This window comes from Vibrio sp. 10N.247.311.12 (genome assembly GCF_041467515.1).
Taxonomy (GTDB): domain Bacteria; phylum Pseudomonadota; class Gammaproteobacteria; order Enterobacterales; family Vibrionaceae; genus Vibrio; species Vibrio crassostreae_C.
In genome coordinates, this window is the sequence record NZ_JBFSUV010000042.1 from 1 (window position 1) to 12,671 (window position 12,671).

Annotated in this window: 9 protein-coding genes; 4 read left to right on the top strand and 5 right to left on the bottom strand. The window is 45.2% G+C overall.

The features are described 5' to 3' along the window. Positions 1-85: 85 nt before the first annotated feature. From AB6E30_RS17295 to AB6E30_RS17305, 3 genes are all read right to left on the bottom strand, one after another. Positions 86-535 carry a TerB family tellurite resistance protein gene (locus AB6E30_RS17295; RefSeq protein WP_102428587.1) on the bottom strand — a complete coding sequence of 150 codons (450 nt, stop codon included), beginning with the start codon at positions 533-535 and terminating at the stop codon, positions 86-88. 153 nt (positions 536-688) lie between these two features. Continuing rightward, entirely contained in the window at positions 689-2,716 is a 2,028-nt protein-coding gene (locus tag AB6E30_RS17300; protein ID WP_372104584.1) for an alkaline phosphatase family protein, read from the bottom strand. 24 nt (positions 2,717-2,740) lie between these two features. Next, positions 2,741-3,271 (bottom strand): hypothetical protein, encoded by a 531-nt coding sequence (locus tag AB6E30_RS17305; protein WP_029235374.1) that lies wholly within the window; start codon positions 3,269-3,271, stop codon positions 2,741-2,743. Positions 3,272-3,351: 80 nt separating this feature from the next. Here AB6E30_RS17305 and AB6E30_RS17310 point away from each other — a divergent pair, with 80 nt between their 5' ends. From AB6E30_RS17310 to AB6E30_RS17320, 3 genes are all read left to right on the top strand, one after another. After that, positions 3,352-4,680: a MipA/OmpV family protein gene (locus AB6E30_RS17310; protein ID WP_372083127.1), complete on the top strand. Its 1,329-nt coding sequence runs from the start codon at positions 3,352-3,354 to the stop codon at positions 4,678-4,680. 198 nt (positions 4,681-4,878) lie between these two features. After that, entirely contained in the window at positions 4,879-8,946 is a 4,068-nt protein-coding gene (gene hrpA, locus AB6E30_RS17315; protein ID WP_050648750.1) for an ATP-dependent RNA helicase HrpA, read from the top strand. A gap of 143 nt (positions 8,947-9,089) precedes the next feature. Continuing rightward, positions 9,090-9,584 (top strand): outer membrane beta-barrel protein, encoded by a 495-nt coding sequence (locus AB6E30_RS17320; protein ID WP_274134781.1) that lies wholly within the window; start codon positions 9,090-9,092, stop codon positions 9,582-9,584. Between the two features lie 153 nt (positions 9,585-9,737). Here the strand turns inward: AB6E30_RS17320 and AB6E30_RS17325 are convergent, their stop codons facing one another. Continuing rightward, positions 9,738-10,520: a hypothetical protein gene (locus tag AB6E30_RS17325; protein ID WP_102321035.1), complete on the bottom strand. Its 783-nt coding sequence runs from the start codon at positions 10,518-10,520 to the stop codon at positions 9,738-9,740. Beyond that, positions 10,441-11,232 carry a hypothetical protein gene (locus tag AB6E30_RS17330; RefSeq protein WP_372104587.1) on the bottom strand — a complete coding sequence of 264 codons (792 nt, stop codon included), beginning with the start codon at positions 11,230-11,232 and terminating at the stop codon, positions 10,441-10,443. The genes AB6E30_RS17325 and AB6E30_RS17330 overlap by 80 nt, the downstream gene beginning before the upstream one ends. A 545-nt stretch (positions 11,233-11,777) precedes the next feature. On the opposite strand from AB6E30_RS17330, the gene AB6E30_RS17335 reads away from it, so the two are divergent. Next, the gene (locus AB6E30_RS17335) at positions 11,778-12,563 is read left to right on the top strand and encodes a TetR/AcrR family transcriptional regulator (protein WP_372104590.1); all 786 of its coding nucleotides are present in this window, start codon (positions 11,778-11,780) and stop codon (positions 12,561-12,563) included. Positions 12,564-12,671: the final 108 nt, after the last annotated feature.

The window sequence follows — 12,671 nt, forward strand, 5'->3', positions numbered from 1 at the left end:
CGCTTGTACGGTGGTGTGAGAGGACGGAGGCCGTGAGGCCTCCTCCTACTCGATTATTTCAGTTTCCAATTCATTATTTCAGGCACTAATTTTCGCCTAAAACACTTAACTTACTCTTGATGAAGTCACTGTGGTCGACGTAGAGCAGTTCTGCTGTTTTACGGATCACAGAATCTTCGATAGGGTCAATTTCCCCGTCGGCATGCGCTACTTCCCACATCGCTTTGATTAAGTCGATTCGCACTGGCTGAGATAGGTCTCTGAGTTGCGATGTAAAGTCATACAGCGATACTGATTGCTCTACTTTCGGCTCTGCTTGCGCGAGCAGTACCTTTGCTTGTTCTTCATCTAAATCCAGCAAACGCTGCAGAAGCTGTAGCTTAGCGACTCTTTCTGATTCATTGATCTGATGGTCGGCACCCGCGACTTCACACAACAAACTCGCGATGGCGATATTAGGTGATGTGCCTTGGTTTTTGCTTAGGTCCTGGCCTTCAATCAATTGTTTAAACATTGATGTGAGAGAATTGAACATAACGAGCTCCAGTTAAAATTTGTATCGAGTTCCGTAACGCTGATAGCTATCAACTATAACCATAAGCATAACTATTGGGTCTACAGAGTGTGATCGCAAGCGTCTTTACTAAAAACTGACATTACGGATACGCGAGCGATAAGGAGCATTTTATCAATCGGGCTCTGGGAAACGGGTAATTTTACCGTCGCCACTGAGTGTCGTGATCGATTGCGGTTTCCCATCAGTGTCTAGCCTCAATTCTCCAATCGCACTGCGGTTTGAAAGGCGATAGAAGGTCTGATTGTCAGGGCTTCGCTTTTCGATCTTCAAGCGTTTACGCTTAGTGAAGTAGTTCAAAACTGAGCGAGGGCTGTATAACAGGCGGTCCCATACATCGCAGAATTTAAGCAGCGGAGCAGGGAACTGATTTTTAATACCACTGCAGGTGATTTGATAGATGTTCGGGCTGTTGCGACGATACCTAAGCTTGATGTCATAAGCGAAGGAGTAGTGAACATCGCCAGAAAGTACCACGAAGTTGGTCGGTGTTTTGGTATGGGTAAAGATGCTAATCAGCGTATTAGCACTGCCCGGATGTGCCATCCAGTTTTCAGCGTCAATCACTAATGGCTTGCCGATTGTGGTCGCCATCTTTTGCAGTGTTTCAATAAACTTCACGCCAAACATCGGTGCAGCAGAAACGATCACCACTTTATCTTGATTCATTAACTGATGTTGAAACTCAATCAAGGCTTCCCAGTCCATTAAACCTGAAGGCTTGTTCATGCGTGACTCTGAACGCCAACGACGCGTACGAGTATCCAACACAATGACTTTGGGTGAGGTATCTATTGTGTAATGCCACTCTTCAAAGCGACTCAGCATCTCAATAAAGGCTTGATGCTTGTCTGGCTCGATGTTGCCAATAGAGTGAGTAGTCGCTGCATTGCCGGCTTCATTATGAGTTTGTTTACTAATGCGCGGTTGTTTAGTAATGAGCGGTTGAGCGACAAAAAGCTGTTTTGCTTGCACGATAAACGTTTCATCGAAGCTCTCCGGTTTGTTACCCCAACCTTGACACATCCAGTAAGCCGCAAGGCCGTTACCAATGACTTGGGTCGCGAACTGGTTTTGGTCGACGGCATGCTCCCAACCCACGGTAAGGTTCCAATCATCCGTCACATCGTGATCATCGAAGATCATGTACGTTGGAATATGCGCGAACAGACGTTGCACTTGCGGTAAGCCAGCAATGAAATCATCCATGATGACGCTTTCATCACGCCATTGTTGCTGCTCAGTCGGTGTTAATTGGCGTCCACCTTGAGTGAAGTTATTCTCAATTAAACGCTCTCGATTGACGCATTGCCACAGTGTCGGAGACCAAACCAATAAGTACATCGCGATAAACTCAGACAGCGTGACCAAGTGGTTTTCACAATCGGTAGAGCTAAAAATCGGCACGCCACGGTTCGGGAATAACTTATCGAGCATGGATTCTGAAGCTGTGTGGTGCGGCAAATAGTGATGACGCTGGTATAAGTGGTATTCACTGTTATACAGAGCGTCACTGTTGTTGATTTGTTTAATTTGCGAGTCAGTCGGTAAGCTTTCGCCTACAAGGCCAAGCAGGTGAATCACTTGTTGAATAGCATCAAGTGTTGGGCCTGCCACATGGTCGGCGTAGATCTGATCGCCGCTCATCATCAGCATGTCGGGTCTTTCAGCGACGGTTTGATCGGCCATCTTGTTATCGGCTGCAACTAGGCTGTCTTTGCTTGGATGATGCGGGTTGCGGCAAGAGCCATGAAGAATGTAATCAGCTGAGGTCGATATCTTAAACTCAACGCGAGATTTACCGTTGTAAACAAGGTGAGGGGCGAGCTCTTTTAGTGAACCTGACTCTGTGTGAATGTCATATTCAAGCAGCGTATTAGTCGGAAACTCACCTTGTAAGCGAATTAGCGTTATCCACGCATGTGTACCGATTTGAATCGAATCATGTTCTTCAAGCGATGAGGTATAAAACGGCTGGTCTTGTGCTGCTTCAGAATCGTCTATTTCTTGAGTATGAAGCTCGGCTCTGCCTGTAAGAGGCGAGCTGGTGGCTAACCAAAGTACCACTTCAGTCGCGGTGGTTTTTCTTAAAATGGGTCCGGCGAGTAACAGGGGAAGAGATGATGTCGTAGAGGGTTTCAATACGGTACCTAAAATCGTTGGTGGCTAGTCGTCGTGGTGTTCTTTTGTTTCGATCTTATTTGTGTCTGGCTTTGTGGTTTCAAGCGTTGATGCTTCAAGTTCTACTGAGTCAGATTCTGTTGTTTTAAACTCTGCAATCTCAGGCTCTGCCATTTCAGATTCTGTTGATTCAAGAACTTCGATAACTTCTGAGCTAGAAAGTTCATGGCCCATTAGAAATATTGCCAATAGGGCATCGGCTTTGGTCTTGGTATCGGAAGGCTCGTCTAATAACAGTTCGAGCTTTTCTCGAATCATAGCAATCTCGTGCTCAACAAAGCCACGGCCTTCTTCATCCCCTTGATTGTCTTCAGGGGCATTATCGAATTCAAGAAATAGCATGTCACCGTCTAGGTTGGTATCCACCAAACGCTCAGGCAACCACGCCTCACCCATAACAATATCTGGATCGGAATCTTTGGGTAAGTGATCTATAATGTTTTGTAATTCGGAGACTTTCACAATACTTTCATTTAACCGAGAATATTCTACATTGTAACGGTCAATGCCGAGCAAACCTAAAAATAGTTAGCCGTCATGGTTAATAAATGTCTAATCAGTAACACAATATTTTTTCAAAGAGTAATTACACAAGAATGAAGCTCAAATATTTACCGACTCTTCCTTCATCTGGATTGGTTTTACTAGGTAGCGCTTTCCTAAGTGGCATTTTCGTAAGTGCTAATGCGTGGGCCGCTGAAGAGCAAGAGTGGGGCATCGCTGCAATGTTCCGTACAGCAAGCATCCCTTATGACACGTCTGGTGGCGACCAATCGGTTAGCTCATTCGTACCGATGCTGTTTTTCAAGAACGATTATGTGTTTATTGACGGTACTGAGATGGGGGCATACCTCTATCAAACTGACGATGAGAAGTGGTCTTTCAATGCTATCTCTCGCATGCGCTTTATTGATATTCCTGCATCTGAGCAGAACGCGATTGAAGGCGATACGGCGGACTTTGGTGCTCAACTGACCTACCAACTTGATGATTCTTGGTCTGTCGAGACGGAGTTAATGAGCGACAGCGAATACAACTTCCACGGTAACTTACGAGCTAAAGCCAAGTATGAAACTGGAGATTGGGAGTTTTACCCGAGCGCGACGCTGCGTTATAAAAGTGCTGATTTCAACAGTGAGTATTACTCCGCATCTAATGAAACCATTGGTGCTGGTGTTGACTTAAATGTTGGTGTTGAAACGCGTTACCATGTGGTTTCTAACTTGTACTTATTGGGTTCAACCAGTGTGACTCGATTGGACGATAACGCTTACGATTCTTCGATTGTTGAAGACCGTTATCAGGGGGAATTGTACCTTGGCTTTGGTTTCTTTAACGACAAAGAGAAAGCGCCAAAACCTAAACTGAGCAATGCGCCGTACTTACGTGTCGCACACGGCTGGGGAACGCCATCCAATATTGGCGACATCATGAAGTTCAATAGAGAAAAAGACGAATACAACAACCAGTTGACCTCGTTCTTCTATGGACACCCATTAACTGATGAGATCTTCGGCTTGCCATTGGATATCTATTTGACCCCAGGTATTGCCCACCACTGGAGCTCAGACGTTCAATCAAGCAGCACCGAATACATTATCGCAATCAAAGCGTATTACACCTTTGATTGGCCAACTCAGTGGCGTTTTGGTGTGGCAGAAGGTATGTCTTACATCGATTCGATTACCTACATCGAAGGCTCTGAGATGGACCGTAAAGGTTACACCGCAAGCCATCTATTGAACTACTTAGACTTCTCATTCGATGTCAACGTTGGCGACTTGATTGGTAAGAATGACTTGAACAACTTATGGTTCGGTTATTCATTGCATCACCGTTCTGCAATCTTTGAAAAATCCTCTCAGTATGGTCGTATCAAAGGCGGTAGTAACTACAACACGGTTTACTTCCAATATGAGTTTTAAGCGCAGTTTTTAACGTTAGCTTTAAACCAGAGTTGACTAAGTACGAATTACATTTGACCGCGCTTTCATAGCTCCTGCGAGTGTTATCGAGATTAATCAGCCTGATAGCTAAAGGTTTTCCCTTTGCTGTCAGGCTTTTTTGTTTGAGACTTGTGATATAATCGCGCGAGTTTAATAAGTACAAGAATAGGACACGCTTTGACTTCGTCTCCGGAAAAAGCAGATAACAACAAGAATGCAGCACAGCCAAGTTCTTCACAGAGCAAAGCCAAGCCAAACCAAGCGGCATCGAAAAAGTCTGCTGAACAATCAAATACCAAAAAAGCTGATCAATCAGCGACAAACAACAAATCATCTCAGAATAGCCCAGCCTCTCTTCGTAAAGCGCTCAACGAATGTATGATGCGCGATCGCTTCCGTTTGAGTAAGCGAATTGCTGGTGCGAGCAAAATTAAGAACGAACAAGCTAAGCACGCTGTCTTTGATGAGATTGCGTTAGACATTGCTAAGTCGATGATGACGGCAACTCAGCGTGCGGCACAGAAACCAACGATTGAATACCCAGAAATTCTCCCGGTTAGCCAAAAGCGCGAAGACATCGCGAAAGCCATCGCTGAAAACCAAGTGGTTATCGTGGCGGGTGAAACGGGTTCGGGTAAAACCACTCAGTTACCGAAAATCTGTTCTGAGCTTGGCCGCGGCCGCTTTGGCTTAATTGGTCACACTCAGCCTCGTCGTCTTGCGGCACGTTCGGTTGCGAACCGTATTGCTGAAGAGATGGAAACACAGCTGGGTGAGTTCGTTGGTTATAAGGTTCGATTCAACGACCAGATTTCTGACAATACCCAAATCAAACTGATGACCGACGGTATTCTACTGGCGGAGATTCAACACGACCGTTTCTTAAATCAGTACGACACCATCATTATCGATGAAGCGCACGAACGTAGCCTGAACATCGATTTCATCATGGGTTACCTGAAAGAGTTACTGCCAAAGCGTCCTGATCTGAAAGTGATCATCACGTCGGCAACCATCGATCCAGAGCGTTTCTCTAAGCACTTTAACAATGCACCGATCATTGAAGTGTCTGGTCGTACTTACCCAGTTGATACGCGTTACCGCCCATTAGGTGGTGATGAAAGTGATTCAGACCGCGACCAAATCGAAGGCATCTTTGAAGCCGTTGATGAGCTGTGTGATGAAGGCCTTGGCGATATCTTGATCTTCATGAACGGTGAGCGAGAAATTCGTGATACCGCAGATGCATTAAGTAAACGCAACCTTCGTGATACCGAAATTGTCCCGCTTTACGCGCGTCTATCGGCGGGTGAGCAGAACCGTATCTTCCAGTCTCATACTGGTCGACGCATCGTTCTGGCAACCAACGTGGCAGAAACCTCGTTAACCGTTCCGGGCATCAAGTATGTTATCGACCCGGGTACGGCGCGTATTAGCCGCTACAGCTATCGTACTAAAGTACAACGTCTACCGATTGAGCCAGTGTCTCAAGCGAGTGCAAACCAGCGTAAAGGTCGTTGTGGTCGTGTTGCAGAAGGTATCTGTATTCGTTTGTACTCTGAGGAAGATTTCGAGTCACGCCCAGAGTTTACTGACCCAGAGATTCTTCGTACTAACCTAGCATCGGTTATCCTTCAGATGACAGCGCTAGGCCTAGGCGATATTCAAGCGTTCCCATTTGTTGAAGCGCCTGATAAGCGCAACATTCAAGACGGTGTAAGGCTGCTTGAAGAGCTTGGTGCGATCGCCACCGTTGAACCGTCAGCGAACAAAAACAAGAACCACGGCGACGACAAGAAGAAGCTAACCGCGATTGGTCGTAAGCTGGCAAAACTGCCTATCGATCCACGTTTAGCGCGTATGGTAATTGAAGCGCCACGTAACCGATGCCTACACGAAGTGATGGTGATCGCGTCTGCGTTGTCGATTCAAGATCCGCGTGAGCGTCCATCAGATAAGCAACAATCGTCTGATGACAAGCACAAGCGTTTCTTCGATAAAGAGTCTGACTTCATCACGTTTGTGAACTTATGGGATTACATCAAGCAGCAGCAAAAAGCATTGTCGAGTAACCAGTTCCGCAAACAGTGTAAGCAAGATTACCTCAACTATTTACGTATCCGCGAATGGCAAGATGTGTACTTCCAAATTCACCAAGCAATGCGTGAGCTAGATACTAAGTTGAATACAGAACCGGGCAGCTACGATGGCATTCACATGTCACTGCTATCAGGTCTGCTTTCGCACATTGGTATGAAAGACCAAGAGAAGAATGAGTATCAAGGTGCACGTAATGCACGCTTCCACATCTTCCCTGCGTCTGGCCTATTTAAGAAACAGCCTAAGTGGATCATGTCTGCGGAGCTGGTAGAAACCTCAAAACTTTGGGGCCGTGTTATCGCGAAGATTCAACCTGAATGGATTGAACCGCTAGCGAAACACCTGATTAAACGCAGTTACAGCGAACCACATTGGTCGAAGAAACAAGCAGCGGTAATGGCACACGAAAAAGTGATGCTTTACGGAATCCCAATCGTACCTAAGCGCCTTGTGAACTACGGCGCGATTGATGCCACCGTCAGCCGTGAGTTGTTTGTACGTAGTGCATTAGTAGAAGGTGAGTGGGAAACCAAACACGCTTTCTTCAAGCAGAACCGTAAGCTTCTACAAGAAGTCGAAGAGCTAGAGCATAAATCGCGTCGTCGCGACATCTTGATCGATGATGATGAACTGTTCGACTTCTATGATCAACGTGTTGGCGAAGAGGCAGTGTCAGGCCGTCATTTTGATACGTGGTGGAAGAAGACCAGTCAGAAAACTCCTGAGCTGCTTAACTTTGAAAAGTCGATGCTGTTCCGAGGCGATGCTAGCCACGTTACTGATTTGGATTATCCGAACTTCTGGCACCAAAACGGTATTAAGTTGAAACTGAGCTACCAATTTGAGCCGGGTGACGACAACGATGGTGTAACGGTACACATTCCGCTGCCTATCTTGAACCAAATTGACCAAAACGGTTTTGATTGGCAGATCCCGGGTCTACGTCAAGAGCTAGTAATTAGCTTGATTAAGTCGTTACCTAAAACGCTACGCCGTAACTTTGTACCTGCGCCAAACTACGCAGATGCATTCTTGGCACGTGTGACACCGCTTGAAGCACCGTTACTGGATTCTCTTGAGAAAGAGCTACGCCGCATGACGGGTGTGGAAGTGGTACGTGATGACTGGAAGTTAGACCAGATTCCAGAGCACTTAAAGGTAACATTCCGCGCTGTAGATCATCGCAAGCGTAAGCTGAAAGAACAGAAAGATCTGCATGAGTTGAAAGAGAGCCTGAAAGACAAGGTTCAAGAAACGCTTTCTAAAGTGGCAGACGACGATATCGAGCAGCAGAACCTGCACACGTGGAGCTTTGGTGAATTACCAAAAGTCTACCAACAGAAACGTGGTGGCTACGATGTTAAAGCCTTCCCTGCGCTGGTGGATACCAAAGACAGCGTAGAGATCAAACTGTTCGAAACCGAGCAAGAGCAAATCTCGGCAATGAAATCGGGTCAGCGTCGTTTAATCTTGTTGAACGTGCCATCACCGATCAAATACTTGCACTCGAACCTGCCGAACAAATCGAAACTTGGCTTGTACTTCAACCCATACGGACAGGTACTCGATCTTATCGATGACTGTATCGCTTGTGGTATTGATAAGCTGATTGAAGAGAAGGGCGGTTTGGTTTGGGAACCAGAGCAGTTTGAAGCTCTGAAAGAACACGTACGTGCAGAGCTGGGTGATACCGTAGTAGAGATTGCTCAACAGGTTGAAACCATCCTAACCACGGCATTCAGCATCAGTAAAAAGCTGAAAGGACGCGTGGATCTTTCTATGGCATTCGCACTTTCTGACATAAAAGCTCAAGTAGAAGGTTTGATTTTTAAGGGTTTTGCCACAGAATGTGGGTGGAAACGCTTGCCGGATATTCTACGCTATATGAGAGCGATTGAACGCCGCATGGAAAAACTGCCAATTGACCCGAACAAAGATCGTCTTCACATGATCAAAGTTGAGTCAGTAATGAATGATTACAAAGAACTGCTGAATAAAATTCCAAAAGGGATCGCGGTTCCAGAAAATGTAAAAGAGGTGCGTTGGATGATAGAAGAGCTTCGTGTAAGCTTCTTCGCACAGCAGCTCGGTACGCCTTACCCAGTATCAGATAAGCGTGTTAAAAACGCGATTGATGCTTGCTAAAGGAATAAAGCTAGACGCAATGGCAAGGTTTGGGTATAAATCTTGCTTATTGCATTACTAATTGAATAGTTATTACATACAGGGCGACTTGGTGGCAATTTATTACCACTCAAGGCCTGCCACTAGGACGAAAAAGGTCGAATATGAAAAAAACGTTATTGGCACTAGCACTACTAGGTGCATCTTCAACAGCAATGGCTGATTCTTGGTTGTACGGCGGTGTAATGGGTGGTCAAAACTCATTCGCTGGTGAAGATGAAAACGCGGTGGGCATCCACGTAGGTACAGGTATCCTTCCACTAATCGGTGTTGAAGCGGGTTACTGGGATCTAGGTTCTTTCGACAACGTTAGCTACGGCAACCGTGCTAAACAAGGTGTTGACGTAAGCACTGCTTACCTAGCGATCAAACCAAGCATCGACTTCGGTCCTCTTCACGTATACGCGAAGGGTGGTCTTCACTCATACGAAGTGAAAGGCGATAACTTCAAGCAAGACGATGTAGACGTAATGTACGCTGTAGGCGCTGAATACTTTATCTTTGGTCCACTATCTGTAGGCGCTAGCTACCAAAACTTCAAAATGAAAGATGACGACGCAGGCGTTTTCTCTCTAAACGCAACTATTCACCTACTGTAATCAATCAGTAAAACGATCGTAAATAACGGTCGGATAGTCGTTAAAGAGTTCGTTAGAATTCATAAAAAATGCCAGCTTGATAGCTGGCATTTTTGTATCTGTTAACCGTGTAATCGCTACTCTGTTTTCTTATAACAGATAGCAAGCGGATGGTTACTTTTTACTGTTCAGAATACGCTGAATTCTTGGGTTAATCGCTTTACCGTGTTTACTTTCGTACTCTTCACGTTTTAAATCGTTCAGGTTCTTTACAGAGTTAGCGGCAAGAAGGAATTCTGGTAACTCAGTTTCAAGCATGCCTTTCTCATCTAAACGTTTCGCTTCCAAGTAATACTTCTTGAACAGGCCATCGAGTTTGTTTTCAGCCGTGCGCTTTAAATCGTACAGTTTATTCTGGATTAACCATTGTTCAATCTTATTATCTGCAGAGCGTGACAACACTCGAATACGGCTATCCAACAACTCCTCTTCAGTCAAAGAATCTTTCAGGATCCAAAGCTCACCCATTTGCGGCGGCCAACTGTTGCCAAGTTGAATACGTTCATGACAGTGCATTAGCACGCGGTTAAGGCCGTCTGAATCGACTGAGTTAGCAAATTCAATAAACTTACCGCTCGGCTCGCTCCCGTATTGGTATTCCCATTGTGTTTCGTACACGCTTAAGAAAGAACCAAATACATGGATACACCAATCGGTTAGTTCCAGCTCTGCAGGATCTTGATCAACAACAGGTACTTGTTGAGACGCACCAGAATCCGCAGCTTGTGCAGCCGCTACTTTCACTTCGGTACTTTGCGCTTCAATCACTTCAGGTACTAATGGACCTGTAGCGTCAGGTACAACAGGTTGAGCTGGCTCAGAAGGTTGGCTTTTTGCCTTTTTGAATGAGCTGCTGCCTGAAGCGTTCAGATGGGCTAAGCTTTTGTCTATACCCATTTCCTTGAGCTTGTCCTGCATTTCCTGAATATTGAGCGGTCTTCTGCTGTTGTTGTCTTTCATTTTGCTTCTCGTTAACTAGCCAGTACTGCAGCTTGGATTCAATCCGAGATAATGGCATTAATTCATTGGCTTTGGCTTTATACCAGAGGACAAATTTCTTCCATACTAAACTATGGTCACCGGTCAAACCGGAGAATTTAAACGCACGTTCTGCCCATGATGGTATCTCTTCTTCGTTGAGATCATGAGTAGAGACGGTGTTGCTGTTCATTGAGCCTCGACCTTGTGGGCGAGGGGCCTGCTGCATATGTTGCATTGGTGCCGGAGCAGGCTGAAACTTAGGTGCAGGTGCAGGTGCAGGTGCAGGTGCAGGTGCAGGTGCCGTAGAGTAGACCGGAATACTATTGGTCGGTTGAACCTCAACGTGCGCCGCAGTTTGCTCTTGCTCAATGAGCATTTTGAAAACGTGAATCTCTTTTTTATCCCGATAATCTACTTTTACCTTATCGAGAAAACCTTGGTCGACTAAACACTTAAGACAGTCGGCTAAACCAAACGTAGAGAGAGCACAAAGTTGACCTGCTGTTTGTAGGCACACATTGGTGTAGCCGAATTCGTCAGCACCGTCTGCAAGCATCAATAAAACCAGCTTTTCTGCAGGGCTAGAAGTATTCACTTGCCAAGCTAAATAAGAATATTTGGCGCTCAATATCGTGTTCTCAAAAAAGGTAAGTCGTTGTCACTATTGTAAGTCACCCCTTACCGAATTTATAGCAACTTAACAGAAAACGGCATTAGTAAGCCAAATATTGACCATAAGGAGACGTCTGCCCCATAAAGTAAGCCTACAGTCATTCATTCTTGTGGTTTAAGCTAGGAATCATTGGGCATGAATACGCATAGCAGCTTAAAGTGCCTACATTCTTTGTTAGATTAAGAATGCCCAATTCGCGTCCACATTCTGTTGGTCACAATACAGGTCTTCTTTTAAAGTCTTCTCTTTAGGTCAACTATTGATGATTTTCTTAGCTATATCCCATTTATTCTCTTTCCATTCACAAAATGTATTTAATTTATAAAATCCCTTGATATGATAAATACTTGCGCTATTATGACGATAAGTCAGAAATGACGAAGCGTCACAAAATGGTTAACTACATGAATTTACTATTCGTGTTAATATATTGGATAGGAGTGTTTTAAATACTGGCGAAGCTTAGATAACGGCTAAGCTCATATACGGACTAAAAAATTATGTTTGGCTTTGGTTGTAAAGGCGATAAACAAGGTATCTTTGGTTGCAAAGGCGTGTTGTCTAAAAAGCAGCAGTCTATTGCAGACCGAGAAGTAGAGTTGATGTTGTTAGCAAAAGATCTGGTTCGAGAACAAGGGTTCGGAAACCTCACGATGGACAAGCTAACGGCAGCGAGCTCTTATTCTAAAGGTACGATATACAATCACTTTTGCAGCAAAGAAGACGTCGTTTTAGCGTTATGTATTCACTCTCTCAAGACAGAAGCAATGATGTTTGCTCGCTCTGGAGAGTTTGAAGGCAACACACGTGAAAAGATCGTCGCATTGCACGTTGCTTACCGAATCTATGCTCGCATGGAACCGGTACTATCAACCTGTGCGATCATGGCTAAAAGCCCGTGGGTACTAGAGAAAGCGTCTAGTGTACGCGTCGCCGAGATGAATGAACTGGAAGAGTTGGTGATTGAACAATGCGACTCTATGGTTAACCAAGCGGTAGAAGCGGGTGACCTAAAGTTCTCTTCTGGCGTTGGCTCAGATGCCATCGTTTTTGCTAACTGGTCAATCGCATTTGGTTCAAATGCCTTGTCACAGAACGCATCAAACAGTCATTGTATTAAGCGGTTACAAGACCCGTATTCAGTATTACACAACGCGAACATGATTCTAGACGGCCTAAATTGGCAGCCCCTTTCTAGTGACTGGGATTACCGCAAAACTTGGCGTCGTGTAGAACAAGAACTGTTCAGTGAAGAGATCGCTTACTTAGAGTCTGTAGGTCGATAGCTTCCGTTAAGCCCACACATGTGGGTTTATTAATAACCATTTTTGACGATTCGTCACAAACTTGAGACTGACCGACTGTGGTTGCTGTTTTCTTGAGTGTTTGACTAA